Origin of the sequence: Ralstonia psammae, from assembly GCF_958405935.1 — a bacterium.
GTDB classification, from domain to species: Bacteria; Pseudomonadota; Gammaproteobacteria; order Burkholderiales; family Burkholderiaceae; genus Ralstonia; species Ralstonia psammae.
Map to the genome: position 1 here is coordinate 369550 of NZ_CATZBU010000002.1, position 25356 is coordinate 394905.

At 63.9% G+C, this 25356-nt stretch carries 29 protein-coding genes; 9 read left to right on the forward strand and 20 right to left on the reverse strand.

The features are described 5' to 3' along the window. Nucleotides 1-4 precede the first annotated feature (4 nt). The gene (locus R2N16_RS05440; protein ID WP_316664536.1) at nucleotides 5-1081 is read left to right on the forward strand and encodes a metallophosphoesterase family protein; all 1077 of its coding nucleotides are present in this window, start codon (nucleotides 5-7) and stop codon (nucleotides 1079-1081) included. 49 nt (nucleotides 1082-1130) lie between these two features. Here the strand turns inward: R2N16_RS05440 and R2N16_RS05445 are convergent, their stop codons facing one another. Next, nucleotides 1131-1655 carry an FKBP-type peptidyl-prolyl cis-trans isomerase gene (locus R2N16_RS05445; protein ID WP_316664537.1) on the reverse strand — a complete coding sequence of 175 codons (525 nt, stop codon included), beginning with the start codon at nucleotides 1653-1655 and terminating at the stop codon, nucleotides 1131-1133. Nucleotides 1656-1666: 11 nt separating this feature from the next. On the opposite strand from R2N16_RS05445, the gene R2N16_RS05450 reads away from it, so the two are divergent. Both R2N16_RS05450 and R2N16_RS05455 read left to right on the forward strand, forming a co-directional pair. After that, complete coding sequence (locus R2N16_RS05450) at nucleotides 1667-2896, forward strand: ribosomal protein uL16 3-hydroxylase (protein ID WP_316664538.1); 1230 nt, start codon at nucleotides 1667-1669, stop codon at nucleotides 2894-2896. A gap of 235 nt (nucleotides 2897-3131) precedes the next feature. Next, complete coding sequence (locus R2N16_RS05455; RefSeq protein ID WP_316664540.1) at nucleotides 3132-3368, forward strand: hypothetical protein; 237 nt, start codon at nucleotides 3132-3134, stop codon at nucleotides 3366-3368. A 155-nt stretch (nucleotides 3369-3523) separates the two neighbouring features. Here R2N16_RS05455 and R2N16_RS05460 read toward each other — a convergent pair whose 3' ends face one another. The 8 genes from R2N16_RS05460 to R2N16_RS05495 all read right to left on the reverse strand — a co-directional run bounded on the left by R2N16_RS05460 (nucleotide 3524) and on the right by R2N16_RS05495 (nucleotide 10635). Next, a complete protein-coding gene (locus tag R2N16_RS05460; RefSeq protein WP_316664541.1) occupies nucleotides 3524-4309 on the reverse strand; it encodes an MBL fold metallo-hydrolase in 786 nt (261 codons plus the stop codon). Nucleotides 4310-4343: 34 nt separating this feature from the next. Further along, entirely contained in the window at nucleotides 4344-5540 is a 1197-nt protein-coding gene (bamC, locus tag R2N16_RS05465) for an NlpB/DapX family lipoprotein (RefSeq protein WP_316664542.1), read from the reverse strand. A gap of 61 nt (nucleotides 5541-5601) precedes the next feature. Next, nucleotides 5602-6486, reverse strand: a complete 885-nt coding sequence (gene dapA, locus R2N16_RS05470; RefSeq protein ID WP_316664544.1) for a 4-hydroxy-tetrahydrodipicolinate synthase — start codon at nucleotides 6484-6486, stop codon at nucleotides 5602-5604. 118 nt (nucleotides 6487-6604) lie between these two features. Next, the gene (locus tag R2N16_RS05475) at nucleotides 6605-7171 is read right to left on the reverse strand and encodes a class I SAM-dependent methyltransferase (protein WP_316664545.1); all 567 of its coding nucleotides are present in this window, start codon (nucleotides 7169-7171) and stop codon (nucleotides 6605-6607) included. A gap of 10 nt (nucleotides 7172-7181) precedes the next feature. After that, the gene (locus R2N16_RS05480) at nucleotides 7182-8384 is read right to left on the reverse strand and encodes a tryptophan--tRNA ligase (RefSeq protein ID WP_316664546.1); all 1203 of its coding nucleotides are present in this window, start codon (nucleotides 8382-8384) and stop codon (nucleotides 7182-7184) included. Between the two features lie 21 nt (nucleotides 8385-8405). Then, nucleotides 8406-9071, reverse strand: coding sequence for a site-2 protease family protein (locus R2N16_RS05485; RefSeq protein ID WP_316664548.1), 666 nt, complete (start codon nucleotides 9069-9071; stop codon nucleotides 8406-8408). Nucleotides 9072-9137: 66 nt separating this feature from the next. After that, nucleotides 9138-9761 (reverse strand): L-threonylcarbamoyladenylate synthase, encoded by a 624-nt coding sequence (locus R2N16_RS05490; protein WP_316664549.1) that lies wholly within the window; start codon nucleotides 9759-9761, stop codon nucleotides 9138-9140. 13 nt (nucleotides 9762-9774) lie between these two features. After that, on the reverse strand, nucleotides 9775-10635 hold the full coding sequence (locus R2N16_RS05495; protein WP_316664550.1) for a 3',5'-nucleoside bisphosphate phosphatase: 861 nt from the start codon (nucleotides 10633-10635) through the stop codon (nucleotides 9775-9777). A 151-nt stretch (nucleotides 10636-10786) separates the two neighbouring features. Between R2N16_RS05495 and R2N16_RS05500 the strand changes: the two genes are divergently transcribed. Genes R2N16_RS05500 through R2N16_RS05510 form a run of 3 tightly spaced genes read left to right on the forward strand, consistent with a single transcriptional unit; the run spans nucleotide 10787 to nucleotide 12807 of the window. Next, nucleotides 10787-11866 (forward strand): NAD(P)/FAD-dependent oxidoreductase, encoded by a 1080-nt coding sequence (locus R2N16_RS05500; RefSeq protein ID WP_316664551.1) that lies wholly within the window; start codon nucleotides 10787-10789, stop codon nucleotides 11864-11866. A 9-nt stretch (nucleotides 11867-11875) separates the two neighbouring features. After that, nucleotides 11876-12421 (forward strand): DUF4166 domain-containing protein, encoded by a 546-nt coding sequence (locus R2N16_RS05505; protein WP_316664552.1) that lies wholly within the window; start codon nucleotides 11876-11878, stop codon nucleotides 12419-12421. Beyond that, nucleotides 12418-12807 carry a thiol-disulfide oxidoreductase DCC family protein gene (locus tag R2N16_RS05510; RefSeq protein ID WP_316664554.1) on the forward strand — a complete coding sequence of 130 codons (390 nt, stop codon included), beginning with the start codon at nucleotides 12418-12420 and terminating at the stop codon, nucleotides 12805-12807. Before R2N16_RS05505 ends, R2N16_RS05510 begins: the two co-directional genes overlap by 4 nt. Before the next feature lie 9 nt (nucleotides 12808-12816). On the opposite strand, the gene R2N16_RS05515 is transcribed toward R2N16_RS05510, so the two are convergent. Next, nucleotides 12817-13734 (reverse strand): alpha/beta fold hydrolase, encoded by a 918-nt coding sequence (locus tag R2N16_RS05515; RefSeq protein WP_316664555.1) that lies wholly within the window; start codon nucleotides 13732-13734, stop codon nucleotides 12817-12819. A 79-nt stretch (nucleotides 13735-13813) separates the two neighbouring features. Next, entirely contained in the window at nucleotides 13814-14683 is an 870-nt protein-coding gene (locus R2N16_RS05520) for a ferritin-like domain-containing protein (protein WP_428984094.1), read from the reverse strand. 88 nt (nucleotides 14684-14771) lie between these two features. Between R2N16_RS05520 and R2N16_RS05525 the strand changes: the two genes are divergently transcribed. The 3 genes from R2N16_RS05525 to R2N16_RS05535 all read left to right on the forward strand — a co-directional run bounded on the left by R2N16_RS05525 (nucleotide 14772) and on the right by R2N16_RS05535 (nucleotide 16828). Continuing rightward, nucleotides 14772-15299, forward strand: a complete 528-nt coding sequence (locus R2N16_RS05525) for a gamma carbonic anhydrase family protein (protein WP_004626140.1) — start codon at nucleotides 14772-14774, stop codon at nucleotides 15297-15299. Further along, the gene (gene hslO, locus R2N16_RS05530) at nucleotides 15296-16309 is read left to right on the forward strand and encodes an Hsp33 family molecular chaperone HslO (protein ID WP_316664558.1); all 1014 of its coding nucleotides are present in this window, start codon (nucleotides 15296-15298) and stop codon (nucleotides 16307-16309) included. The genes R2N16_RS05525 and hslO overlap by 4 nt, the downstream gene beginning before the upstream one ends. 105 nt (nucleotides 16310-16414) lie before the next feature. Then, nucleotides 16415-16828 carry a hypothetical protein gene (locus tag R2N16_RS05535; RefSeq protein WP_316664559.1) on the forward strand — a complete coding sequence of 138 codons (414 nt, stop codon included), beginning with the start codon at nucleotides 16415-16417 and terminating at the stop codon, nucleotides 16826-16828. Between the two features lie 57 nt (nucleotides 16829-16885). Here the strand turns inward: R2N16_RS05535 and ftsB are convergent, their stop codons facing one another. From ftsB to R2N16_RS05580, 9 genes are all read right to left on the reverse strand, one after another. Beyond that, nucleotides 16886-17221, reverse strand: a complete 336-nt coding sequence (gene ftsB, locus R2N16_RS05540; RefSeq protein ID WP_316664560.1) for a cell division protein FtsB — start codon at nucleotides 17219-17221, stop codon at nucleotides 16886-16888. Nucleotides 17222-17312: 91 nt separating this feature from the next. Beyond that, a complete protein-coding gene (gene eno / locus R2N16_RS05545) occupies nucleotides 17313-18596 on the reverse strand; it encodes a phosphopyruvate hydratase (protein ID WP_024976045.1) in 1284 nt (427 codons plus the stop codon). A gap of 46 nt (nucleotides 18597-18642) precedes the next feature. Then, nucleotides 18643-18933 (reverse strand): DUF1330 domain-containing protein, encoded by a 291-nt coding sequence (locus R2N16_RS05550; RefSeq protein ID WP_316664561.1) that lies wholly within the window; start codon nucleotides 18931-18933, stop codon nucleotides 18643-18645. Nucleotides 18934-19025: 92 nt separating this feature from the next. After that, on the reverse strand, nucleotides 19026-19880 hold the full coding sequence (gene kdsA / locus R2N16_RS05555; RefSeq protein ID WP_316664562.1) for a 3-deoxy-8-phosphooctulonate synthase: 855 nt from the start codon (nucleotides 19878-19880) through the stop codon (nucleotides 19026-19028). A gap of 21 nt (nucleotides 19881-19901) precedes the next feature. Then, nucleotides 19902-21566, reverse strand: coding sequence for a CTP synthase (gene pyrG / locus R2N16_RS05560; protein WP_316664563.1), 1665 nt, complete (start codon nucleotides 21564-21566; stop codon nucleotides 19902-19904). A gap of 90 nt (nucleotides 21567-21656) precedes the next feature. After that, complete coding sequence (locus tag R2N16_RS05565) at nucleotides 21657-22478, reverse strand: alpha/beta fold hydrolase (protein WP_316664564.1); 822 nt, start codon at nucleotides 22476-22478, stop codon at nucleotides 21657-21659. Nucleotides 22479-22495: 17 nt separating this feature from the next. Further along, nucleotides 22496-23398, reverse strand: coding sequence for a proteasome-type protease (locus R2N16_RS05570; protein WP_316664565.1), 903 nt, complete (start codon nucleotides 23396-23398; stop codon nucleotides 22496-22498). Nucleotides 23399-23481: 83 nt separating this feature from the next. After that, nucleotides 23482-24327 (reverse strand): transglutaminase family protein, encoded by an 846-nt coding sequence (locus R2N16_RS05575; RefSeq protein WP_316664566.1) that lies wholly within the window; start codon nucleotides 24325-24327, stop codon nucleotides 23482-23484. Between the two features lie 57 nt (nucleotides 24328-24384). Beyond that, complete coding sequence (locus R2N16_RS05580; protein WP_316664567.1) at nucleotides 24385-25335, reverse strand: alpha-E domain-containing protein; 951 nt, start codon at nucleotides 25333-25335, stop codon at nucleotides 24385-24387. Between the last annotated feature and the right edge of the window lie 21 nt (nucleotides 25336-25356).

Below are 25356 nucleotides of genomic sequence, written 5' to 3' on the forward strand. Positions count from 1 at the left end.
TCCGATGACCCGGCCCGGCGCAGCTTCCCGCACGCTTCAATGCATTGCCATGACGTTGGCGATGCTGCTGCCGGCGGCTGCGCCAGCCGCGCCAAAAGGTGCGAAGCCTGCAACTGACGCGCCGGCCGCCTTCACCTTCACGGTGATCGGCAACGTGCCCGAACGCGCGGAAGATATCGCCCCCGCGCGCGCGCTGCTGGACGCCATCGACGCCGAACACCCGGCCTTCGTCGTCCACCTGGGCAACCTCAAGGGCCGCGATGAACCGTGCTCCGACACGCTGCTCGAAGCCCGGCACGACCTGCTCGACAGCCTGATCGCGCCCGTCATCTACATCCCGGGCGACCACGACTGGAGCGACTGTCAGCGCCCCGCCGCCGGCAGCTTCGACCCGGTGGAACGCCTGTTGCGCCTGCGCGAGTTGTTCTACCCCGACGACAACTCGCTCGGCCAGCGCACCATGACTGTCATGCGCCAGTCCGACCAGGCCAAGTTCCGCAGCTACCGCGAAAACACGCGCTGGACGATGAGCAATGTGCTGTTCGTCACCCTCAACGTGCCCGGCGACAACAACAACTACAAGATCGCGGGCGGGCGCAACGGCGAATACGAAGATCGCCTCGAAGCCAATCGCCAATGGCTCGCGCGCGCCTTTGCCGTCGCGCGCCAACGCAAGATGGCCGGCGTGGTCATCATGATGCAGGCCGATCCGCTCTTCGAAGACGGGTGGGAACGGCGCCGCGCGCTCAACCTGTTCGACGGCTTGCTGCGTCGCCGCTCGCATGACGGCTACCTGGCACTCAAGCGCCAGTTGCGAACACTCACGCGCGACTACGACGGCGCCGTCCTACTCATCCACGGTGCCAGCCAGACCTTCACCCTCGACCGCCCGCTCAATGACGAAGACGGCCGCCCGGACTCGCACGTCATGCGCGCACGGACCTATGGCTCACCGGTGCTCGATCGCTGGCTGGAAGTGTCCGTCACGCCGGGCCGCACGCCGCTGTTCCATATCCGCAGCCGCCGCCTCGACAACACCCCCACCCCGGTACCGGAAATCACGCCGGCGCCGGCGCAATAAAAAAACGGGAGCCGAAGCTCCCGTTCTCGTATCTCGATGGACCTGCCGATCAGTGCAGCGTGTGCGGCTTATCGTCCTCGTCCTCGTCCACCACTTCAAGACCGTTTTCACCGTGCACGTGGCCATGCTCGATTTCTTCAGCCGTGGCTTCGCGCACTTCAATCACCTTCAGCTCGAAGCGCAGCGCCATGCCGGCCAGCGGGTGATTGCCGTCCAGCACAACCTTGTCTTCCGCCACGTCGGTGACGGTGTAGACGATGGCGTCTTCCTCTTCGCCATCTTCAGGCACGCCCTCGAACTGCATGCCGACTTCGAGCGGCTCCGGAAAGCGATCGCGCGGCTCGATCTTGATCAACTCTTGATCGTAGTCACCGAAGGCGTCGTCCGGTTCAAGCTGCAGCTTGGTCTCGAAGCCTTGCTCCTGGCCGTCCAGCGCTTCCTCGATCTTGGGGAACGTGCCATCATAGCCGCCGTGCAAATACACCATCGGCTCATCGGATTCCTCGATGACGTTGCCCTGCGCGTCGGACAGTTTGTAAGCCACCGACACCACCGTATTCTTCGCGATTTTCAATTGCGCACTCCATGAACGAAGTCTCATTATACGCTGCCGAGGGCGGCGTCCAACCCGCTCTTCCGGCGGAGCGTCCGGCGCAACTCCTCGGCGGGCTGTCCCCGCGCGATTTCATGCGCACGCACTGGCAGAAGAAGCCTCTGCTGATCCGTCAGGCGCTTTCCCCCGAAGAGATGCGTGCGCTGCACTTTCCGCTGTCGCCCGAACGTGTACTCGCCTTGGCCGAGCGCCCCGATGTTGAGTCCCGCCTGATCGCGCAATCGCGCGGGCGCTGGTCGTTCAACCACGGCCCCTTCGACGAACGCCCCCTGCCTTCGCGCAAGACGCGCAACTGGTCGGTACTGGTGCAGGGCGCTAACCTCGTCGAGCCGGCAGTCGAAGCGCTCATGCAGCGCTTTCGATTCATTCCCGACGCGCGGCTCGATGACGTGATGATCAGCTTCGCCACCGACGGCGGCGGTGTCGGCCCGCACTTCGATTCGTACGATGTGTTCCTGCTGCAGGCCCACGGCAAACGCCGCTGGCGCATCTCCGCCCAGGACGATCTCACGCTCGTGCCGGATCTTCCGCTCAAGATCCTCGCCAATTTCCAGCCCGAAGAGGAATTCGTGCTCGAGCCCGGCGACATGCTGTACCTCCCCCCGCACTACGCACACGACGGCGTGGCCGAGGGCGACTGCATGACCTACTCGGTCGGTTTCCGCTCACCGTCGTACCGCGAACTGGCCGGCCACTTCCTGGGCTTCCTGTCGCAAACGCTGGAAGACGACCCTAACTTCGAGGGCCGCTACGCCGACCCCGAACAAAAACCCACCGACCGCCCCGGCGAACTGCCGGCGGCCATGGTCAAGGCGCTTGCCCAAAAGCTCAACGCGTTGCGCTGGACGCCTGAACTCGTCGGAGAATTCCTCGGCGCGTACCTTTCCGAACCGAAGGATCACGTCGACTTTGTCACGCAGCCGCGCCTGCCGCTCGCTCGTTTCACGGCCCGTGCGCGCAAGGAAGGCATCGTGCTCGACGCACGTACGCAGGCGCTCTATGACGCGCAACGCTTCTGGATCAACGGCGATACGTTTGAGCCCTCGGGAACGCTGCTTGCGTGGCTCTCCGCGTTGGCGGACGCGCGGCGTGCGAGCGCTGCGTCCGTCGAGGCGGCGGCCGGCTTGCCGGATCTCATGGATACGCTGCACGCATGGTACGAAGAAGGCTGGTTGAGGCTGGCTGGACCCGCGCAACGATGACTCCGCGTTGAAACAGATCGTTACAAAAGCGTCTGAATCGTGGGTGCATCAGGCCCGACTCAGCTACACAGGGTAGGTAAAGGTCGCTATAATCCGACGCTAGCTTGCAGCCAAGGGGCCCTTGCGCTTGGCTGCCGGCACAGAAGAAGGTGTAGTACCAGAGCGATAATTACCGGTAATTATTCATCGCCCTTTCTGTTGTTCGCTTTCCATATTCAGTTTAAGGATCGAAAAAATGAAAAAGTCTCTCCTGATCGCCTCGCTGATGGCTGCTGTGGCTCTGGCTGCTTGCGGTAAGAAGGAAGAAGCTGCTGCTCCGGCTGCTGCTCCGGAAGCTTCGGCTCCGGCCGCTGCTGCTCCGGCCGCTCCGGCTGCTTCGGACGCTGCTGCAGCTCCGGCTGCCCCGGCTGCTTCGGACGCTGCTGCTTCGGCTCCGGCTGCTGACGCTTCGGCTCCGGCTGCCAAGCAATAATCGCGTTTCTCGCGAGACAAAAAGCCGACCTTCGGGTCGGCTTTTTTCATGGGCGCAAACTAAAGCAGCGGCATGCGAGCAGCAACGGCAACGCCCATCCGCCATTTAAAGTTGTTTCTGAATCTTACAGACAGCGTCGATCGGACCTGCCGCCCTCAAACGGTGCGCCAAAGCAGGCCCTCTTCCTGATCCGCGATCGGCACGTCTTCAACGCAAGCCCCCAGCGGCTGGGCAATCGCCTCAGCAGCCAATAAGGGCGTGTTGTTCTGCTTGGACAGATGCGCAGCCACGACCGTATGCAACGCGTCGTGGCGCACTCGCGCGAGGATCGCGGCGGCAATGTCATTGGCCAAGTGGCCAAAATCCCCACCGATACGACGCTTCAAAGACCATGGATAGGCTGAATTGGCCAGCATCTCCCGGTCGTGATTGCATTCGAGCACGAGGGCATGCATGCCCGCCAGATGGGCGCAGAGGTATTCCGTCGACATGCCGGCGTCGGTCAGCACGCCCAGGCGCCGCGCACCGTCGTTGAAGACGAACTGCAACGGCTCGCGCGCGTCGTGCGGCACGGTGTACGGCAAGATTTGCAAATCGCCGACACAGAATATATCGTCGGCGCGGCAGAAACGCACGGCCGCACGGTCGGCGCCGCGCAGGTTTTCTGTGGCGCGATACGTGCCGTGGCTGGTCCAGACGGGGATATTGAATTTGGCGGCAACCGCATAGGCGCTGCCAACGTGGTCGCTATGCTCGTGCGTGACGAGGATGGCGCTGAGGGATTCCGGCGTGCAGCCCAGGCGTTCGAGCCGCCGCACGGTCTCGCGGATACCGAATCCGCAATCCAGCAGGATGCGCGTGCACGTCGTTCCGCTAGCGGATTCGACGAGCAGCGCATTCCCTTCACTGCCGCTGCCAAGGCTGGCGAATCTCAGTGTCATCGCCCACCCAGGCAGCCGTACTGCATAACGCCGATTACCGCAGTTGCTCGTCGAGCAACGACAGGATGCGCTTGCCGATGTCGCCGGTCTGCGCGGAGCCATCGTCGTTCTGCACCAGCACCGTCGACGACGTGCCGGCATCCTTCACCACCACGCGGTAACGCTTGGCGCGCTTGAGGTCTTCGATCTTCGTGCCCGAGAACAGGCGCGAGAAGAAGCCCGGTGCGTTGGCTTCGGCACGCGTGTCAGCGTAGCGGACGAAGTACACGCCTTGCGAACGGTCGCGGTCATCCACAGTGAAGTTCACGCGGTCCAGTGCCAGACCCACGGTACGCCAGGCGCGGTCAAAGGGTTCCGGCACCTGCAGGGCCGGCTGGCCGTTCGATTGCGTCAGCAGCGACGGGCCGGTACGCGGGGCGGGCTCGGCCTTCGTGCCATCTTGCACCGGGTGCGCCGCCTGCGTTTGTGCAAGCTTCTGCTGCGCGGCTTCCTTGCTGGCGCCCAGACGCTGCATCAGGCGCGAGAGGAATTCGGCTTCGAGTTCCGGATCGGCCGGACGCGGTGTCCACACGGTCTGATCTTTGGACGAGCCGACCAGTTGTTCCTGCGCGCCACGGTGCGAGATGTAGATCTCGACCGTGCCGGTCGGGCCCTTCTCGATACGGGTGCGGAACTTGTCGCGCTCCGACGTCGAGTACAAACCATCGAACACCTTGCCGACAGTGCGGCGGATGATGTCCTGCGGGATCTTCGCGCGGTTTTCTGCCCAGTCGGTTTCCATGATGCCCGTCTCGGGCGAGTCGATCACCAACAGGAAGCCCAGTTCTTGCCAGAAAGTACGCAATTGCGGCCACAGGGCATCCGGCGTGGTCTTCACAACCAGCCAGCGCTGATTGCCATCGCGCTCGATACGCATGTCGGACACGGCAGGCAGGACGTTTTCAGTGCCCGAGCCAGGCGTCGTGACCTTGGGTGCCGTCGACGTGTAGGCCGACAGCGTGGTCGTGCCCGTGTCCGGTGCGGCGTAGCGGCGGTCAGCCTGGATACCGGTCAGGTCGGGCGGGACCTCAAGCGTCGGGCCCTTCTTGGCCTGCGATTTGTAATCGATGCGGTCCGGCTGCATCGCCTCATTGACGGTATCGCAACCGGAAATCAGGGCAACCGACAGCGCGGCCAGCAACAGTTGAGCGGACGTCGCCACAGCCCCGCGACGGGTTTGGTGCAGTTTCATTGACTTGCGATCCTTCAGATGAGAACGATGGCTTAAGGGCCTGAGAAGCGCCTTGAAACAATCAGGAGAGCAGCCCGGCATCCTTCAGGGATGCGCGCACAACCTCGTGATACTGGGGTGCCAGCGGCGTCAACGGCAGGCGAATACCGCCTTCCATCTTGCCCATGGCCTGAAGAGCCCACTTGACGGGAATCGGGTTCGACTCGACGAACAGATTCTTGTGCACCGACAGCAGTTGCATGTGGATGCGGCGAGCCGTTTCCACGTCGCCGCGCATGGCAGCGACGCACAGCTCGTGCATGGCGCGCGGCGCCACGTTGGCCGTCACGGAAATGTTGCCGTGACCACCCAGCAGCATCAGTGCGATAGCGGTCGGATCATCCCCGCTGTAAATCTTGAACGAGGCCGGTGCGCCCTTGATGAGCTGCGCAGCGCGATCGATGTTGCCGGTGGCCTCCTTCACGCCGATGATGCCCGGCACTTCGGCCAGACGCAGCATGGTTTCGACCGTCATATCGGCCACCGTGCGGCCCGGCACGTTGTACAGAATGACCGGCAGATCCACCGACTCGGCCACCTTGCGGAAGTGCAGGTACATGCCTTCCTGCGTCGGCTTGTTGTAGTACGGCACGACCTGCAGGGAGGCATCGGCGCCCACTTGCTTGGCATAGGCCGTCAACTCGACCGCCTCGGTGGTGGAGTTGCCGCCGGTGCCGGCGATGATGGGGATGCGCTTGTTGGCCTGCTCGACCGCCACGCGGATCAGCTCTCGGTGTTCTTCCACCGACACCGTCGGGGATTCACCGCTGGTGCCGACGATCACGATGCCGTCGGTGCCTTCGGCGATGTGCCAGTCGATGAGCTTGCGCAGGGACGGAAAGTCAAGGCTGCCGTCCTCGTGCATGGGCGTGACGATGGCGACGAGACTGCCGGAAATCTGGATCATGGTTTCGAAAGCAGACAAAAGCGTGAACGTAAACAGTCGGATTGTACCGGATCGTCAGAACGGATTCGCCACATCTGAGACCCGCCAAGAGACGGGTAAGCCGCCATCCTCAGCAACTTCAAAGTGCGTAGCGCGGCGCAACCGCACCAGCAGGCTGGCGAACCGCGCAAACCCGCTGCACGTAAGCGTCCCGGGGCGATGCGACAAAACCGTCTTCGTAGCCAATCACCCGCAGATGGCCTCGCACGGCATCGAGCAGTTCGCCCGGTGCCAGCAGGAATGCCGGATTGGACGGCTTCCCGACGGTTTCGTTTCCGACGGCAAAAGTTTCGTAGATCAGCCGGCCGCCCGGCGCGACGGCCGCCACCAAGTGCGGCCAGAGCGGTCGGTGCAGGTAATTCGTGACAACGACGGCATCGAAAGTGGCCCCCGCAGGCAACGGCCACGGGCCGCCTTCGACATCGGCGACGATGGTTTCGGCAATGCCCGAGAGCCCCGAAAGCGCTGCCGCATCGCGGTCGATGCCCGTCAGGCGCAAGCCGCGTGCGGCCAGCCAGCGCACGTGGCGGCCACTGCCGCAAGCCACATCCAGCACGGAGGCTCCGGGCGGCAGTTCAGCCGCCCAACGCGCCACCCACGGCGACGGCGCAGCGAGCGCGTGCGGATCCAATGCGACTGCAGACATCAACGGCCCATCAGCTGTACGACAGGCCCATCGCCTCGCGCACCTCCCGCATGGTCTCTTGCGTGACCTTGCGGGCGTTGTCGCAGCCGTCGGCGATGATGGCGCGCAGCAGTGACGGATCGTCCAGGTATTTCTGGGCGCGCTCGAGCATCGGCTGCTGTTCGCGCAGGATGCCCTCGATCACGGGCTGCTTGCATTCCAGGCAGCCAATGCCGGCACTGCGGCAGCCCTTCTGCACCCACGCCTTCGTGTCGGCGTCGGAATAGACCTGGTGCAATTGCCAGACCGGGCACTTGTCCGGGTCGCCCGGATCGGTGCGGCGCACGCGGGCCGGGTCGGTCGGCATGGTGCGAACCTTTTTCTCGACGGTTTCCTTGTCCTCGCGCATGCGGATCGTATTGCCGTACGACTTGGACATCTTCTGGCCGTCGAGACCGGGCATGCGCGATGCCTCGGTCAGCAGCACTTGCGGCTCGGGCAGGATGATCTTGCGGGAACCTTCCAGGTAGCCGAACAAGCGTTCGCGGTCGCCCATCGAGAGACTCTGCGATTCGGCCAGCAGTGCGCGGGCCTGCTCCAGGGCTTCGTCTTCGCCACGCTCCTGGTAGGCAGTGCGCAGCTCCAGATACAGCTTGGCGCGCTTGCCGCCCAGCTTCTTGGCCGCCTCGAGCGCCTTCTCTTCGAAGCCTGGTTCGCGTCCGTACAGATAGTTGAAGCGGCGGGCAACTTCGCGCGTCATCTCGACGTGCGGCACTTGGTCTTCGCCCACCGGCACGAAGCCAGCGCGATAGATCAGGATGTCAGCGGCCTGCAGCAGCGGATAGCCGAGGAAGCCGTAGGTGGACAGATCCTTCTCCTTGAGCTTCTCGATCTGATCCTTGTACGTCGGCACGCGTTCAAGCCAGCCCAGCGGCGTGCCCATCGAGAGCAGCAGGAACAGCTCGGCGTGCTCGGGCACACGGCTCTGGATGAACAGTGTGGACTGCGTCGGATCGACGCCGGCAGCGAGCCAGTCGATCAGCATTTCCCACACCGACTCCTCGATCACCTCGGGCGACTCGTAGTGCGTGGTCAGCGCATGCCAGTCGGCGACGAAGAAGAAACACGGGTATTCGGCCTGCAGCCGAACCCAGTTTTTCAGGACGCCGTGGTAATGCCCCAGGTGCAGAGCACCGGTCGGACGCATGCCGGAGAGAACGCGGTCAGGAAACATGTGGGAAATGGAGTTGAAGACTCAGGAAAACAGCATCTGCAGCGGACTCAGAATCCACTGCAGCACTTGAAACAACAGCGCCATGATCGGGCGCATCCAGACGTTGGTGATGACGTTGGAAATGATCAACGCCATCACGATGAAGAAGCCGAACGGTTCAATGCGCGACAGACCCAGCGCCATCCTTGGCGGCAGGAATGCGGCCAGCACGCGCCCGCCATCGAGCGGCGGCAGCGGAAACATGTTGAACGCCGCCATCACCATATTGACAAGAATGCCGGCGCGCGCCATGCCGACCAGGAACGGCTCGTTCACGCCGCCCACCGCGAACAGCACCGCCAGTACGCCCCAGAGGATCGCTTGGACAAAATTGGTGGCGGGCCCCGCCAGCGCCACCCACATGCCATGCCAGCGCGGATCGCGCAGGCGGCCGAAGCGCACCGGTACCGGCTTGGCATAGCCGAAAACGAAAGCGCCCTGGGTTGCGAAATACAGCAGCAGCGGCATCGCAATCGTACCGATGGGATCGATGTGCCTCAGCGGATTGATGCTGACGCGGCCCATGACATAGGCGGTATCGTCGCCGAAATGCTTGGCGACATAGCCATGCGCCGCCTCATGCAGCGTGATGGCAAACAGGACGGGAATCGCGTAAACCGCGATGTTCTGGATCAGTGTGGGGTCCATAGGCGGCCTATTGTAGCAAGCGCGCGCCGCAGCACGGCGCCACCGGAACACGCGCCAAGGGCTCGCCTACAGGCCCACGCGGGCCGGATCGCCCCGCCCCTGTCGCACGAGTTCGGGCTCGCCGCCGGTCAGGTCGATGACGGTGGTGGGTTCGGCCGGGGCCGGGCCGCCGTCGATGACGAGTTCGAGCTGCTTTTCGAGCCGATCCCGAATGGCCTCGGCCTCGTTGAGCGGTTCGTCGTCGCCGGGCAGTTGCAGCGTGGCGGAAAGCAGCGGCTCACCCAGTTCGGCCATCAGCGCCAGAGGAATCGCGTGTTCGGGTACGCGTAGGCCAATGGTCTTGCGCGACGGGTGCGAGAGCCGGCGCGGCACCTCCTTGGTGGCCTCCAGCAGGAAAACGAAGGGCCCCGGCGTCGCCGCCTTCAACACGCGGTACTGCTTGTTGTCGACGCGCGCAAACGTGGCCAGTTCGGAAAGGTCCCGGCACATCAGCGTGAGGTGGTGCTTCTCGTCGATGCCGCGCACACGGCGCAGGCGCTCGACGGCCGATTTGTCGTCCAGATGGCAGGCGAGCGCATAGCAGGAATCGGTAGGCAGCGCGACCAGGCCGCCGGCGCGAATGATCTCCGCCGCCTGGCGAATCAAGCGCCCTTGCGGCGTGGTCGGATGGATCTGGAAGAACTGCGACATAGTGGACGCGCGCTCAGGACATCCACCGGCTCCACACCGGCGTCAGGTTGTCGGGCAGCGGCGGCAGCATACCCAGTTCGACCCGTCCTTCACCAGGGCCATGGAAGTCCGAGCCGCGCGACGCCAGCAGCCCGTAGCGGCGGGCCACGTCGGCGTACAGCGCGTATTGGTCAGGCGTATGGCTGCCGGTGATGACCTCGACGCCTTCGCCGCCCAACTCTTTGAATTCGTCAAACAGCACGCCGTGCTCGACCAGCGACAGCGTGTAGCGCCCCGGATGCGCCATTACCGCGACGCCACCTGCGCCCTTGATCCAGCTGATTGCGTCGGCCAGGCGCGACCAGCGATGCGGCACATAGCCCGGTTTGCCGTCGCCGAGATAGCGGTCAAACACCTCGTGGATGTCGCGGCAGTGGCCGTGCTCAACCAGGAAGCGCGCGAAGTGGGTGCGCGAGACCATGTCGGGATTACCGGCGTAGCGCAATGCGCCTTCGTAGGCGCCTTCGATGCCGAGCTTGGCAAGCGCGGCGCTGATGTCTTCAGCGCGCGCGCAGCGGCCAGAGCGTGTGCGTTCCAGCCCCTGCACCAGATCGACGTTATCCGGATCGATACCCAGGCCGACGATGTGCAGCGTGCGCCCCGCCCAGGTCACGGAGATCTCCACGCCCGAGAGGTACTCCATGCCCATCGCCGCTGCCGCTTCGCGCGCGGCGGCCTGGCCCCCGACTTCGTCGTGGTCGGTCAATGCCCAGAGCGTCACACCGTGGGCGGCAGCGCGCGCGGCAACGTCTTGCGGCGCGAGCAAGCCGTCCGACACCGTGGAATGGCAGTGCAGATCGGCATTTCGGGCGGAGGCGGGGGAGATGTTCGGCATTTCGTCATTTTACTGCTGCGGCGCGCAACCGGGGGCCCTCACCTCACCCCGGATCGGCATCCGGAAGACCCGACTGTCCGTGTCGGTGTTCGCAGCGCGCCGCTTGCTGCAGGCTATAGTGGCCGCATTGTTTCGTTCTCTACGCTTTGCCATGACTTCCGCCGCCACCCTCACCGCCGATTCCACCCAGCCCTTGGAGCAACGCATCGACGTGCTTGTCGTGGGCGCGGGGCCGGTAGGCCTGTTCGCGGCGTTCCAGGCGGGCGTGCTCGGCATGTCGTGTGTGCTGGTGGACGCGTTGGACCGCCCAGGTGGCCAATGCACGGAGCTGTACCCAGAAAAGCCGATCTACGACATCCCGGCGCTGGTGTCGTGCACGGCACAGGAACTCGTCGATCGGCTCATGGCCCAGTGCGCGCCGTTCAACTACCCCATCCTCTGCGGCCGCCGCGCCGAAACCGTGGAAACGCTGCAAAGCGAGCACGGCCAGCGCTTTCGCGTCACCACCAGCGCCGGCGACGTGTTCGACTGCGCCGCCGTCCTCATCACCGCAGGCAACGGCGCATTCTCGCCACAACGCGTGGCGTTGCCCGAAGCGGCCGCGCTGGAAGGCCGCCATCTGCACTATGCGGTGCGCGACACCGCGCGCTTTGCGGGCAAGCGCGTCGTCATTGCCGGCGGCGGAGATTCCGCGCTCGACTGGGCGCTCGCGCTGCGCAAAGTGGCTGCACGCGTAACGCTGGTACATCGGCGAGAGGGTTTTCGCGCGGCCGACGCGAGCGTCGCTGAAATGCGCGCTGCCGTCGCCGCCGGCGAAATGGACTTCGTGCTTGGCATGCTTTCGCGACTGGACAGCACGCCCGACGGCACACTTACCAGTGCGGCCATCCGCGGGCGCGAAGGCGAAACCGTTCTGGCCTGCGATGAACTGATCGCCCTGTATGGCCTGGTCTCCGAACCGGGTCCAATTGCAAACTGGGGCGTGGAGATGCGCGCGGGCCGCATCACGGTGGAAACGACAGCGTACGAGACCTCGCGCCCGGGCGTGTTCGCGGCGGGCGATATCGCGCTGTATCCGAACAAGCAGAAGCTGATTCTGTCGGGCTTCCATGAGGTCGCGATGGCGCTGCGTCGCGCTTACCGCTATGCGAATCCGGACAAGACGCTCGTGCATACGCATTCAAGCAACGACACCGGGCTGCAGACGAAGCTGCATGTGGCGGTGGAATAAGTCCTCCGCATGCGCGCGCCATCCCTCTACGAAACCGTGCTTGGCGAGCGATACGCGCAACTGGCACCGGCGGTGCAGACGTTCCACCAAATGACCGGCGCAGTGACCCTGCGCGGCGAGGTCGAAACGGAACCGCCCGCCTCGTGCCTCGCGCGCGGGCTCGCATGGTGCATCCGCACGCCGCGTACGCCGACGCGTGGCCCGATCCGGGTCAGGCTCGACGCTGCTGCCACGGAAGAAACCTGGACGCGCCATTTCCCGCACCACACGATGCGCTCAACGTTGTCCCTGCATCGGGGACACATCATGGAGCGGCTGGGCGCGGTGCGTCTGCTCTTTGCGCTGGAAGCGGAGCACGGCACGCTGCGGATGCGCCTGGAAGGCTTGCGCTTCCTAGGCATCCCCTGCCCGACATGGCTGCGGCCGGCCGTGTTGGCCGAGGAAACCGGTGATGGCGATCGCCTCCACTTCAACGTACGCGCCAGCGTGCCCTTGCTGGGCGTGGTTGCGGCGTATCGCGGCCACTTGGACCTGACGACGCTGGAGCGTGAATGATCGTCGTCTACGATGCGCACTGCCTCCTGTGCAACGGTTCCATCCAGTTTCTGCTGCGACATGATCGTCAAGGCGTGCTGCGCTTCGCATCCATGCAGGGCGAGACGGGGCGGCAACTGCTCGCGCGGGCGGGCGTGAATCCGGATGACGTCGATACCGTGCTGTTCGTGCGGGATGGCCGTGCGTGGCGTGAAAGCGCCGCCGTCCTGCGCGTCCTGCATGCGCTCGGCTGGCCATGGCGGTTGGCATGGGTCGGCTGGTTGATCCCGCCGGCACTGCGCGATGCTCTGTATCGCTGCGTTGCGCGCAATCGCTATCGATGGTTTGGGCGGTCAGACACCTGCATCCTGCCGCCGCCCGACGCGGCACGGCGGTTTCTCGATTAAGCGCGCCGCTCAGCGCTGCAAGCAGAACGCTTCAATCAGCGCGGCCACCTGCTCAGGCTGATCGTGGTGCAGCATGTGCCCCGCCTCCGCAATCAGCACTTCGCGGAAATCGGGAAACGCCGCAAAGCGCGTCTTGAACTCGGGCAGCGGCACGTCGCCTGCAATGGCCTTCAGCGTGGGTGAATCGACTGCCTCGACGTGCAGCACGGGCGCGGTCACACGGCGCCAGATTTCCATCACCTCATCCAGCCGATAAAGCTGCGGATTGATGATCTTGTGCGCAGGGTCGCCGAGGATCTCCCAGCGGCCCTCGGCGTTCTGGCTCGACCAGTGTTGCGCCAGGAATGCCGCCTTGTCGGCCGGCAGGCGCGGGTTGATCTTCTGCAGGCGCGCGGCGACGTCTTCAACCGTGGCGTAGGTGTTCAGTCGCGGCTTGTCCTTCAGCTCGTCGAGCCAACGCGCATAGCGGCGCGGCGCCTGCGATGCCTTCGACGCCGACATACCGAAGCCCTCCAGATCCACCACGCGCCGCACGCGCTCGGGTCGGATGCCCGCGTACAGGCAAACCACGTTGGCGCCAAGGCTGTGCCCGACCAGCGTCACCTGCCCTTCGGGCTGGTAGTGATCGATGATCGCTTCGAGGTCGGCCACGTAATCGGCAAACCAATAACTCTCCACGCCTGGGGCGTCGGTGGGCCGAGCGGTCTGGCCGTAGCCGCGCCAATCGGGCGCCACGATATGCCAGCGCTCGCGCAGCGCATCCACGAGAAACTGGAACGATGCCGACACATCCATCCACCCGTGAAACAGGAACAGGATGGGCGCACCCGGCTCGCCCCATTCGCAGATGTGATAACGCAGGCCACGCACGGGCAGGTATGTCGAGCGGGAGGCCTGGCGCGCGGCAGGCTGTGTGGTGGAGTCCATGGTTTCCGTCACCGAATAGAAATCGAACGATCGTTCTTTTTCGGAAGATTATAGCGGCGGATGGGCAACGCCGTGGCGCTTAGAACGACGCTTCCAGCGCGGCAATTTCGTCGTCGTCGAAACCGGCCTGGCGGCGGGCTTCGAGATTGAATGGCCCGCGCAAACGCGGCGCACCGTATTGCTCGGCCAGCTTGCGATACGTCGGCACGGGGTCCAGCCCGGCGCGCTCGCACAACCAGCGGTACCAGCGGTTGCCGACCGCTACGTGGCCGATCTCGTCGCGCAGGATGACGTCGAGGATGCCTGCGGCCACCATGTCGCCGGCCTGCGCCAGCTTGGCGCGAATCGGCGGAGAGGCATCGAGCCCGCGCGCCTCCAGCGTGCGCGGCACCAGTGCCATGCGCGCGAGCGGATCGGCGGCGGTTTTCTCCGTCATCTGCCAGAGGCCGTCATGGGCCGGGTGATCGCCGTAACGGCAGTCGAGCGTCACCAGATGGGCGGAAAGCAGGGAAAAGTGCGTTGCTTCTTCGGCAGCCACACGCATCCAGTCCTGGTAGAACGCTGCGGGCATACCGGCAAAGCGCCACACGGCGTCCAGTGCGAGGTTGATGGCATTGAATTCGATGTGCGCGAGCGCGTGGAGCAGCGCTCCGCGACCACGTGGCGTATCGATCGCACGACGACGCGGGACTTCGGAAGGCGGCACGAGCACCGGCGCGTCTGGGCGGCCCGGGACACCGCTTTCCGGTGCCGCAATGACTTCATCAATGCCCCAGCTCGCGTCGTCGGCGCTCTTGGCACGCTCGCCCAAACGCAGCGTGGCGTCCACTTTGGTGGCCGGATCAGTGAGACAAAGCGCGGCCAGGGCGGCATGGCGCAGCGTGTCGGTGGGCGTTTGGGAGTCGGGCTGTGAAGCGGTCATCAGCGTACAATTTGGACTTTCCGCCATTTTAATTCGACGCATCGGCTTGCCTCGCCCGGCAAGCTTGAAGACGCGCCCATTTCCTCCATCTACGTAGATTCTGGAGACCGATCGTATGGCCCTCTACCAACTCGGCGACGTTGCCCCGACCATTGACGCAAACGCCTACGTGGCCCCGGAAGCGACCGTCATCGGCCGCGTGGAGCTGAAAGCACGCGCGAGCGTGTGGCCGGGTGCCGTCATCCGCGGCGACAACGAGCCGATTACCGTGGGCGAGGCGAGCAACGTACAGGAAGGCTCGGTGCTGCATACCGACCCGGGTTGCCCCCTGAACATCGGCGACCGCGTGACGATCGGCCACCAAGCCATGCTGCACGGCTGCACGATCGGCGAAGGCTCGCTGATCGGCATCCAGGCGGTGGTGCTCAATCGCGCGGTGATCGGCAAGAACTGCTTGGTGGGCGCGGGTGCGATCGTCACCGAGGGAAAGGTCTTCGAAGACGGCACGCTGATTCTGGGCGCGCCCGCCAAGGCCGTGCGCAAACTGACGGAAGACGACATTGCCAAGATGCACCTGAACACCGAAACCTATGCGGTGCGCCAGGCAATGTACAAGCAGCAACTGAAACGGATCGATGGATGACTGACGAGCTGAAGAAATTTGTATTCGACGCCGCGCCCGTGCGCGGTGAACTGGTGCGCCTGGAAGGGACGTGGCAAGAGGTGCTGAGCCGCCGCCGCTACCCTGCCCCGGTCAGCACGCTGCTGGGCGAAATGATGGCCGCCGCCGCGCTACTGTCAGCCAATCTCAAGTTCAACGGCGCGCTGGTCATGCAACTGCACGGCGACGGCCCGGTGCGCATGCTGGTCGTGGAGTGCAACTCCGACCTGTCGATGCGCGCGACCGCCAAGATTGCCGAAGGCGCCGAAGTTGCCGACGACGCCACGCTGGCCGCCATAGTCAACGTGCACGGCAACGGGCGCTTCGCTATCACGCTCGATCCGCAAGACAAGCTGCCCGGCCAGCAACCGTATCAAGGCATCGTGCCGTTGTCGGATGAGAACGGGCCGCTCGCCAGCATCACCGAGGTGCTTGAGCACTACATGCAAAGCTCCGAGCAGCTCGACACGCGCCTGTGGCTGGCCGCGAACGACAAGGTCGCGTCGGGCATGCTGCTGCAACGCCTGCCTTCGTATGGTGGTGCCATGGAAGGCCGCACGGGCCATGCGCCCGCGCAGATGGGCGAGACCGGCCTGCCGCTGCACACGGACGTGCAGGAGCAAGATCTCGACACATGGGAACGCGTTTGCCAGCTCGGCAAAACGCTGCGCCGTGAAGAACTGCTCGAGCAGCCCATCGACACGCTCATCAAGCGCCTGTACTGGGAAGAAATGGAAGCGGCCGGCATTCGCATGTTCGAGCCGCAACGCCCGCGTTTCCGGTGCTCGTGCTCGCGGCTGCGCGTGGGCTCCATGCTGCGCACGCTCGGCCAACCCGAGGTCGACAGCATCCTGGAAGAGTGCGGCAAGGTGGAAATTGACTGCGAATTCTGCGGCCAGCACTACAGCTTCGACGCTGTGGATTGTGCACAACTCTTCGCGCAGGAGACCGTCGCACAAGGCATCCAGGGGGCGTCCGACCAGCGCCACTGAACACGGCGACATAGTATGAAGTGGGCGTGGCGCGCGGCACTTATCGGTGCCGCCCACGCTCTAAGTTGCCAGTTCCTTCATCTGCCGCTTATTGCGGAGCGCACCATGTCTGAGTCCACTACCTGGCCTTCGCGATCGTCGAATCTCTCTCGCGCTGGCGCGCTGGCGTTGCCGATCGCGGCGGCGCTGCTGGCGTCGGCCTGCGTTGCCGTGCCGCGCGGCCCGGGCGGTACACCCTACACCGCGCGTTTGTCGGACGATACGCAGGCTGCAGCACCGGCGCCATTGTCGGCGGAAGACCGCAAGAAGCTGGATGCGCTGAATGCCAAGGCGCTGCGCGAATCTGATCAAGCCATCAGGCGCGATGCCGAAGCGCGCGCGTATGCGGCCGCGCCATACTACGCGCCGTATCCGTACTACGGGGGCTATTCGGTGTACTACGGTAGCGGATGGCGCCACCGTGGCGGCTGGGGTGTCAGCTACGGTGCACCCGTCTGGGGCTATCCGTACTACTGGTAAATCCCGGAAATTGTCCTGAAGACGAGCACGTTTGCAGAACGCGTTCGCATTGCGGGCTCAGTGATGAGCCGGCTGGCCTGCCGCAGGCGGGGGCGGCGGCGGAGTTTCGCTGGTCTTCGGGGCCGGCGCGACAAACTGCACGAAGCCTTCGTCGTCCTTCACCATCCCCAGCTCATAGCGCGCGCGCTCTTCAATGGCGCCCGTGCCTTCCTTCAGATCCTTCACTTCGCCTTCGAGCTTGGTGTTGCGCTGCTTGAGTTCAGCGTTGCGCTGATTCTGCGCCGTCACCTGCTTCTGCATGTCCCACACACGCAGCCAGCCTCCCTTGCCCAGCCAAAGCGGGTACTGGATGGCAAGCAACAGCAGCAATAGGAACAGCGTAATCAGGCGCATAGAGACAAGCGTTGGCGGTACTCGAGCCCCAAATGCCATGCGACCGCCAGAGCGGCGGTCGCACGGTCATGCAGAGCGAAGCTGCGCGGAATTATCGCAGGTTATAGAACGCCGACTTGCCCGGGTAGCTGGCGATATCACCGAGGTCTTCTTCGATACGCAGCAGTTGGTTGTACTTGGCCATGCGGTCCGAGCGCGACAGCGAGCCGGTTTTGATCTGGCCCGCATTCGTGCCAACAGCGATATCAGCGATGGTGCTGTCTTCGGTTTCGCCCGAGCGGTGCGAGATCACGGCGGTGTAGCCGGCGCGCTTGGCCATCTCGATGGCCGCGAACGTCTCGGTCAGCGTACCGATCTGGTTGATCTTGATGAGGATCGAGTTGGCGATACCCTTCTCGATGCCTTCCTTCAGGATCTTCGTGTTGGTGACAAACAGGTCATCGCCCACCAGTTGCACCTTCTTGCCAAGCTTCTCGGTCAGAACCTTCCAGCCCGCCCAATCGCTCTCGTGCATGCCATCTTCGATCGACACGATGGGGAACTTGTCGGCCAGGTTTGCCAGGTAGTTGGCAAAGTCTTCCGACGACAGCTGCAGGCCTTCACCTTCCAGGTGGTACTTGCCGTCTTTGTAGAACTCGGAAGCAGCGCAGTCCAGCGCCAGCAGCACGTCTTCACCGGCCTTGTAGCCCGCCTGCTCGATGGCCGAGAGGATGGTGTTCAGGCACTCTTCGTTGCTGGCGAAGTTCGGCGCGAAGCCGCCCTCGTCGCCCACGGCCGTGCTCATGCCCTTGTCGGCCAGGATCTTCTTCAGCGCGTGGAAGATCTCCGCACCGCAGCGCAGGGCTTCACGGAAGCTCGACTGGCCGACCGGCATCACCATGAATTCCTGGATGTCCAGGCTGTTGTTGGCGTGCGCGCCGCCGTTGACGATGTTCATCATCGGCACCGGCATCTGCATTGCGCCCGAGCCGCCAAAGTAGCGGTACAGCGGCAGGCCGGCTTCTTCGGCAGCAGCCTTGGCGACAGCCATCGACACGGCCAGCATGGCGTTCGCGCCCAGACGGCTCTTGTTCTCGGTGCCATCCAGGTCGATCAGCGTGCGGTCCAGGAACGCCTGCTCGGAGGCGTCCAGGCCCATGATCGCTTCGGAGATCTCGGTGTTGATGTGCTCGACGGCCTTGAGCACGCCCTTGCCCAGGTAGCGCGACTTGTCGCCGTCGCGCAGTTCGATGGCTTCACGCGAGCCGGTGGATGCGCCCGACGGCACCGCGGCGCGACCCATCACGCCCGATTCCAGCAGCACGTCGCATTCGACGGTGGGGTTGCCGCGCGAGTCCAGCACTTCGCGACCGATGATATCTACGATGGCACTCATGTAATCCCTCTTGATGTCTTAAAGCAGGTAACGCTACGAAGTCGATTCAGATACCTTCGACCACGATCATGTTCATGTTGGCAGCCTTGGCGCGCGCATTGCGCGCGGCCAGGTACTCCTCACTGTTGTAGAAGGACTTGGCTGCGTCGTAGCTCGGGAACTTGAGCACGACGATGCGGGTGGGGTTCCACTCGCCTTCCAGTTGCTCCGTCTTGCCGCCGCGCACAAGCGGCTCGGCCCCATGCGCTTGCATGGCCTTGGTCGACAGCGTCTTGTATTGCTCGTATTGCACGGGGTCTGTCACGTCCACGTACGCGAGGATGTAGCCAGCGGCCATGTCTCTCTCCGGATCCAGAAACAAAAACTGAACTGAGCTGAACCGAAAACGACAGCGGCGGCTGGTGGAGCCGCCGGTCGTCAGGGGGAAAATCAGTCGAACTGATTTTCCAGGAAACCGCTGCGCTTGGTGAGCACATCCAGTTCTTTCAGTACCGACAGCAAGTCTTTCATGCGGCGCAGCGGCACCGCATTCGGGCCGTCTGATTTTGCGCATGCGGGGTCCGGGTGCGTTTCCATGAAAACGCCCGCCACGCCAACGGCGATGGCCGCACGTGCCAGCACCGGCACGAACTCGCGCTGGCCGCCCGAGCTGGTGCCCTGGCCGCCCGGCAGTTGCACCGAATGCGTGGCGTCGAACACCACCGGCGCCCCCGTCTCGCGCATGATCGCCAGCGAGCGCATGTCCGACACGAGGTTGTTGTAACCGAACGAGGCGCCGCGCTCGCAAGCCATGAAGTTGTCTTCGGGCAGACCGGCATCGCGGGCAGCGTGACGCGCCTTGTCGATGACGTTCTTCATGTCGTGCGGTGCGAGGAACTGGCCCTTTTTGATGTTGACGGGCTTGCCGCTCTGCGCACAGGCGCGGATGAAATCGGTCTGACGGCACAGGAAAGCCGGCGTCTGGAGCACATCCACGACTTCGGCCACCGGCTTGATCTCGTCAATCTCGTGGATGTCGGTCAGCACCGGCACGCCCACCTGGCGACGGACTTCCGCCAGAATGCGCAGCCCCTCTTCCATGCCCAGACCTCGGAACGAGGCGTCCGACGAGCGATTCGCCTTGTCAAACGACGACTTGTAGATGAACGGAATGCCTAATGCGCCCGTGATCTCCTTGAGCGTGCCGGCGGTGTCGATCGCCATCTGCTCGGATTCGATTACGCAGGTGCCGGCAATCAGGAAGAACGGTTTGTCCAGGCCGACTTCGAAATCGCAGAGTTTCATGATGTTCCCGTGTGCCGGCGCTTAGGCGACAGCGCGTTGCGTGTTCTGCTGCTGATGCGCCAGCGCGGCTTCCACGTAGGCCTTGAACAGCGGGTGGCCGTCACGCGGCGTCGAGGTGAATTCCGGGTGGAACTGCACGCCGACGAACCATGGGTGCATCGACGCCGGCAGTTCCATCATCTCCGGCAGGTTTTCCGACGGCGTACGCGCCGAGATGATCATCCCGGCCTTTTCCAGCTGCGGCACGTAGTGGTTGTTCACCTCGTAGCGATGACGATGGCGCTCGTTGACTTCCGCGCCGTAGATCGCCGCTGCCTTGGTGCCCGATTGCACCGGCACGCGCTGCGAGCCCAGGCGCATGGTGCCGCCCAGGTCGGAGTCGGTCGAGCGCTTTTCCACGCGGCCATCGCGATCCAGCCATTCGGTGATGAGCGCAACCACCGGGTGTTCGGTCTCGTCGTTGAATTCCGTGCTGTTGGCGTCTTTCATGCCAGCCAGATGACGGGCGAATTCGATCACAGCCAGTTGCATCCCCAGGCAGATGCCCAGGTAAGGCACACCCTTTTCACGGGCGTACTGAATTGCGCGAATCTTGCCTTCCGTACCGCGCTTACCGAAACCGCCCGGCACAAGCACCGCGTCCAGCGTATCCAGCACCTGTGTATGGCCCGACTCCAGTTCTTCGGAATCGATGTACTCGATATTGACGCGCGTCGAGGTGTGCAGGCCAGCGTGGCGCAGCGCCTCGATCAGCGACTTGTACGACTCGGTCAGGTCAACATACTTGCCGACCATGCCGATGGTGATCTCGTGCTGCGGGTTTTCCAGCGTGTGCACCATGTGTGCCCACACCGACAGGTCCGCCGGCGGCGCTTCAATGCGCAGCTCTTCGCAGATAATGCGATCCAGCCCCTGCTCGTTGAGCATCTGCGGGATCTTGTAGATGGTGTCGACGTCCCACACCGAGATGACCGCGTCCTGCGGCATGTTGGCGAAGAGCGAAATCTTGGCGCGCTCATCGTCGGGAATCGGACGGTCGGCGCGGCACAGCAGCGCGGTCGGCTGCACGCCGATTTCGCGCAGCTTCTGCACCGAGTGCTGGGTCGGTTTGGTCTTCAGCTCGCCGGCGCTGGCAATGAACGGCACCAGCGTCAGGTGAATAAACGCGGCCTGGTTGCGGCCCAGACGCAGGCTCATCTGACGCGCAGCTTCCAGGAACGGCAGCGATTCGATATCGCCCACCGTACCGCCGATTTCCACGATCGCCACGTCGGCCTTGCCGTCGTGCGACGCCGCGGCACCGCGCTCGATGAACGCCTGGATTTCGTTGGTGATGTGCGGAATGACTTGCACCGTCTTGCCGAGGTACTCGCCGCGACGCTCCTTGCGGATCACGGATTCATAGACCTGACCGGTGGTGAAATTGTTCGACTTGCGCATCTTGGCCGAGACGAAACGCTCGTAGTGGCCAAGATCGAGGTCGGTTTCTGCGCCGTCCTCGGTCACAAACACCTCGCCGTGCTGGAGCGGGCTCATGGTGCCCGGGTCGACGTTGATGTAGGGATCGAGTTTGAGGAGGGTGACTTTGAGGCCGCGCGACTCAAGAATGGCCGCGAGCGAGGCGGCGGCGATGCCCTTGCCGAGTGAGGACACTACGCCACCGGTAACGAATACGAACTTGGTCATGACCTAGCTTGCCGGGGAAAGCCGGATTATAGCAAAGGTCCCCCTCCGATCCGTGACAGAACGGTGGAATTTGCCCGACAGCCGTCTCGCCTATGCGGCGTGCCGCATGGCGCCTGCGTTGGCGCGCATTTCGTTGATCAACTCGCGGATCAACTCAGCGGTTTCCAGTGGTTTTTCCATCGGATAGAGATGGCTGCCCTCGATCCAGCGGAGCTTGCTGCCGACGATGCGCCGGGTTGCCCCCAGTCCGACCTGGCGAATTTCACGCGAACGCGTGCCTGCCACAAAGCTGACAGGAAACGCCGTTCCGCCCGCAACCTTGCGCCCCATGTTGGTCGGCAACGTCCGGTAGATCTGGTATTCGATTTCGCGTGAGAAGCGCAGTGTGCGCTCGCGGTCACGGCCGGTGGGCTCGGTGCCGTGCTCGACGTAGTCGCGCAGCACGTCTTCGTCCCAACGATCGAACTTGCGTTTGGCCTTGAAGTGGCTCCAGACGGCGTCGAGATCGGGCCACAGATGACGGCGGTTCTTCGTGGCTGCGGCAGGCGATTGGCTCTCGTCGATGTCCAGCCATTGCGCCACGCGCAGCAGCTTGGCGCGCCACCCCGCGATGATCGGCGAATCGAGCATGACGACGCCGCGCACGCGCTCCGGCCGGCGCAGGGCCGCCATCAGGCTCAAAAAGCCGCCTAGCGAATGGCCCACCAGCCAGACCGGCTCGGGCTGTGCGTCGATTTCTGCGAGCAGCTCCTTCACCAGACCAGGCCAGGAACGTGTCACCGGAAAACGTGGATCGTGCCCAAAACGCTCTACCGCGCGGATCTCGAATTCGTCACCCAGCACGCCCAGCATCTTGCGATACGTTCCGACCGGAAAGCCGTTGGCATGCGAAAAGAGCATCACATCGCGCATCGCAGTTCCTGTGTCGTTCAGTGCGACTGCTGGGATCCGCCAGCCACGCGCTGGATCGTGGACACCTGCTCCAACGCCGGGCCGGGCGCACGCTCCGGCGCTGCCGCAGCTTCGGCAGCGGGCGGCGCAATGCGCACGGGCTCGACCTCTGCGGAGGGATGCCCTTCGCGGCGCAACGGATGCAACGGCGAAGTGCCGGTTTCCCAATCCGGATCGTCGATTTCGGCAAACACCTGGCGCAGCCGCTTGCCCCATGTCCCACGAATCATCGTGAAATAGGGATTCTCTTCGTCGATGGCGACAAAGCGCGTCACACGCAGGGAGTCAGCCTCGTAGACCAGCAGATCCAGCGGCAGGCCGACAGAAATGTTCGACTTCAGTGTCGAGTCCATCGAGATGAGCGCACATTTTGCGGCTTCGTCCAGCGGCAACCCCGGGCTGACCACGCGGTCGATGATCGGCTTGCCGTACTTGGCCTCGCCGATCTGGAAATAGCAGTTCTCGGGCGTCGCTTCAATGAAGTTTCCGGCCGCGTAGACGTTGAAGAGGCGCGGCCGCTCTCCGCCGATCTGCCCGCCAAAGATGATGCTGACATTGAAGTCGATCTTGGCCTTGGCGAGTGCCGCGGCGTCGCGGTCGTAGACCTCGCGCACGGCCTCGCCCACGATCGTGGCTGCCTCGAACATATCCCGCGCCGTCCACAGCGAGCGCGGCTTGGTACGCGCTTCGGTCAGCACTTGGCGCACCGCCTGGCTGATGGCGAGATTGCCGGCCGTCAGCAGCACCATGACCCGATCGCCTTCGCGTTCGAAGACGGTCATTTTGCGGAACGTGGAAATGGCGTCCACGCCCGCATTGGTACGGGAGTCGGACAGGAACACAAGGCCTGCGTCCAGGCGCATGGCGACGCAATAAGTCATGAGCGAAGCAACAAACGGAAACGGTGGGTTGAAGGCATTCTAACGCGCCGACCGGAACCCATCCGCGCGCTTGGAAGAGGTGCTCAGTTCACTCCAACTGCCTCGTCGGGTAGCGGCTCGATGGAGATGCTGACATCCAGCGTCTCGGCACCGCCGCCCTGCCGCACACCGCGAATTGGAGCGGCCGACTGGTAATCGCGCCCGACCGCCAACCGGATGTGGCGCGCATCGGTAAAGCATTGGTGGGTGACGTCGACGCTGCACCACGTATGCGATTCGGCGTCGAGGCAAACGTCGGCCCAGGCATGGCTGGCAAGTTCTTCTTCGCCCACCGCATGGAAATAGCCGCTGACATAGCGCGCCGGCACGCCCAGGGCCCGGCAGCACGCGACCATCACCTGCGCCTGGTCTTGGCATACGCCCGTACCCAGGCCAAACGCCTCTGCAGCGGTCGTGCCGACGTGGGTCGTGTTCGACTTGTAGCGTACACGCTTGGCGATGGCTTGCGCCAGGCGCACGGCAGATTCCGCGTCGCCGAGCATCAGCGCGTGCTCGTGCGCGAAGTTGAGCATTTCGGGCTGCGCCGAAGTCAGCGGCGTGGCGCTCAGAAAGTACAGCGGCGAAACGCGATAGCGCCCGTGTCCAGGCGCATCGACAAAGCGTTGGCTGCCGGGCGAGCCGGCTGGAAACACCTCGACTATGCCGCGCGCGTCGATGGTGACGTCTTCCGTACGGTTGCCGAGGGTGAAGTGATGAACGACGTTGCCGAAGCCGTCGGTGGCGCGCGTGAGGTTGCCAGGCGCGTGAATCTGCCAGTTGTCCACCCGCTGCAGCTCGCCGCTGCGAGGCGTCAGCCGCAGCTCATGCACGCTGTGGCGCAGCGGCTCGGCATAACGGTAGACCGTCGTATGTCGAATTTGGTATTTCACGATGACACGGGCGCCACCCCAAAGGGGCGCCCCGATGTATGCACAATGTCCTGCACGTCACACCACCTCGAGCGGCACCAGGAAATCCTGGCTGATGCCGTTGCCCAGGTCGCCGATCCGCTCCAGGAAGTTGGTCAGCCAGGCATGCAGGCCGACGGCAAAAATATCTTCGATGCGGGCGTACCGCAGGTCGGCGTGCAGTTTACCAGCGCGACGCTCAGTCTCCGCCGATTGACTGTTGCGCACGGTGGAAAGAATGTCGACCACCTCGTCCATGCTGGCCAGCAGCGAGCGTGGCATGTCGCTGCGCAGAATCAGCAATTCCGCCACGCGCGTCGGCGTGATGATGTTCCGATAGATCTTGCGGTAGACCTCGAAGCCGGACACGGAGCGCAGCGTGGCGGCCCAGTGATAGAAGTCCCCCTGCTCAGCGGCGGTTTCATCGCGCGTGGGCGTGGACTGGAACTTCACGTCAAGCAGCCGCGCAGTGTTGTCTGCGCGCTCCAGAAACGTGCCCAGGCGCATGAAGTGGAACGCGTCATCCGTCAGCATGGTGCCGACCTGCACGCCGCGCGACAGATGCGAGCGGAACTTCACCCACTCAAAGAATTGCGACGGATCATCGCGCAGCATGCCTTCGGCAATCAGGCGCTGCACCTCCAGCCACGTGGTGTTGATGGTCTCCCACACCTCGGTCGTGATGGAGCCTCGCACGGCGCGGGCGTTCTCGCGCGCGCCACGCAGGCAACTCATGATCGACGACGGGTTCGTCATGTCGCGCACCATGAAGTCGATCACGTCGTCGCGCGAGAGCAGGCCGTAGCGTTCGTCAAAAACCTGCGTCAGTTCAGAGATGTCGAGCATTGCCCACCAGCCCTGCTCGGCCACTTCCGCGGATTGCGGCAGCAGCGAGGTCTGGTAGTTCACGTCAAGCATGCGGGCGGTGTTCTCGGCGCGTTCGGTGTAGCGCGCCATCCAGAAAAGGTGGTCTGCGGTGCGGCTGAGCATGGCGTTCCCTTCTACGTATTC

Bases quoted from the DNA above. Each gene is read 5' to 3' on its own strand.
- R2N16_RS05440 (WP_316664536.1), top strand. From the start codon at position 5: ATGACCCGGCCCGGCGCAGCTTCCCGCACGCTTCAATGCATTGCCATG.
- R2N16_RS05450 (WP_316664538.1), top strand. From the start codon at position 1,667: ATGAACGAAGTCTCATTATACGCTGCCGAGGGCGGCGTCCAACCCGCT.
- R2N16_RS05455 (WP_316664540.1), top strand. From the start codon at position 3,132: ATGAAAAAGTCTCTCCTGATCGCCTCGCTGATGGCTGCTGTGGCTCTG.
- R2N16_RS05460 (WP_316664541.1), bottom strand. From the start codon at position 4,309: ATGACACTGAGATTCGCCAGCCTTGGCAGCGGCAGTGAAGGGAATGCG.
- bamC (WP_316664542.1), bottom strand. From the start codon at position 5,540: ATGAAACTGCACCAAACCCGTCGCGGGGCTGTGGCGACGTCCGCTCAA.
- dapA (WP_316664544.1), bottom strand. From the start codon at position 6,486: ATGATCCAGATTTCCGGCAGTCTCGTCGCCATCGTCACGCCCATGCAC.
- R2N16_RS05475 (WP_316664545.1), bottom strand. From the start codon at position 7,171: ATGTCTGCAGTCGCATTGGATCCGCACGCGCTCGCTGCGCCGTCGCCG.
- R2N16_RS05480 (WP_316664546.1), bottom strand. From the start codon at position 8,384: ATGTTTCCTGACCGCGTTCTCTCCGGCATGCGTCCGACCGGTGCTCTG.
- R2N16_RS05485 (WP_316664548.1), bottom strand. From the start codon at position 9,071: ATGGACCCCACACTGATCCAGAACATCGCGGTTTACGCGATTCCCGTC.
- R2N16_RS05490 (WP_316664549.1), bottom strand. From the start codon at position 9,761: ATGTCGCAGTTCTTCCAGATCCATCCGACCACGCCGCAAGGGCGCTTG.
- R2N16_RS05495 (WP_316664550.1), bottom strand. From the start codon at position 10,635: ATGCCGAACATCTCCCCCGCCTCCGCCCGAAATGCCGATCTGCACTGC.
- R2N16_RS05500 (WP_316664551.1), top strand. From the start codon at position 10,787: ATGACTTCCGCCGCCACCCTCACCGCCGATTCCACCCAGCCCTTGGAG.
- R2N16_RS05505 (WP_316664552.1), top strand. From the start codon at position 11,876: ATGCGCGCGCCATCCCTCTACGAAACCGTGCTTGGCGAGCGATACGCG.
- R2N16_RS05510 (WP_316664554.1), top strand. From the start codon at position 12,418: ATGATCGTCGTCTACGATGCGCACTGCCTCCTGTGCAACGGTTCCATC.
- R2N16_RS05515 (WP_316664555.1), bottom strand. From the start codon at position 13,734: ATGGACTCCACCACACAGCCTGCCGCGCGCCAGGCCTCCCGCTCGACA.
- R2N16_RS05520 (WP_428984094.1), bottom strand. From the start codon at position 14,683: ATGGCGGAAAGTCCAAATTGTACGCTGATGACCGCTTCACAGCCCGAC.
- R2N16_RS05525 (WP_004626140.1), top strand. From the start codon at position 14,772: ATGGCCCTCTACCAACTCGGCGACGTTGCCCCGACCATTGACGCAAAC.
- hslO (WP_316664558.1), top strand. From the start codon at position 15,296: ATGACTGACGAGCTGAAGAAATTTGTATTCGACGCCGCGCCCGTGCGC.
- R2N16_RS05535 (WP_316664559.1), top strand. From the start codon at position 16,415: ATGTCTGAGTCCACTACCTGGCCTTCGCGATCGTCGAATCTCTCTCGC.
- ftsB (WP_316664560.1), bottom strand. From the start codon at position 17,221: ATGCGCCTGATTACGCTGTTCCTATTGCTGCTGTTGCTTGCCATCCAG.
- eno (WP_024976045.1), bottom strand. From the start codon at position 18,596: ATGAGTGCCATCGTAGATATCATCGGTCGCGAAGTGCTGGACTCGCGC.
- R2N16_RS05550 (WP_316664561.1), bottom strand. From the start codon at position 18,933: ATGGCCGCTGGCTACATCCTCGCGTACGTGGACGTGACAGACCCCGTG.
- kdsA (WP_316664562.1), bottom strand. From the start codon at position 19,880: ATGAAACTCTGCGATTTCGAAGTCGGCCTGGACAAACCGTTCTTCCTG.
- pyrG (WP_316664563.1), bottom strand. From the start codon at position 21,566: ATGACCAAGTTCGTATTCGTTACCGGTGGCGTAGTGTCCTCACTCGGC.
- R2N16_RS05565 (WP_316664564.1), bottom strand. From the start codon at position 22,478: ATGCGCGATGTGATGCTCTTTTCGCATGCCAACGGCTTTCCGGTCGGA.
- R2N16_RS05570 (WP_316664565.1), bottom strand. From the start codon at position 23,398: ATGACTTATTGCGTCGCCATGCGCCTGGACGCAGGCCTTGTGTTCCTG.
- R2N16_RS05580 (WP_316664567.1), bottom strand. From the start codon at position 25,335: ATGCTCAGCCGCACCGCAGACCACCTTTTCTGGATGGCGCGCTACACC.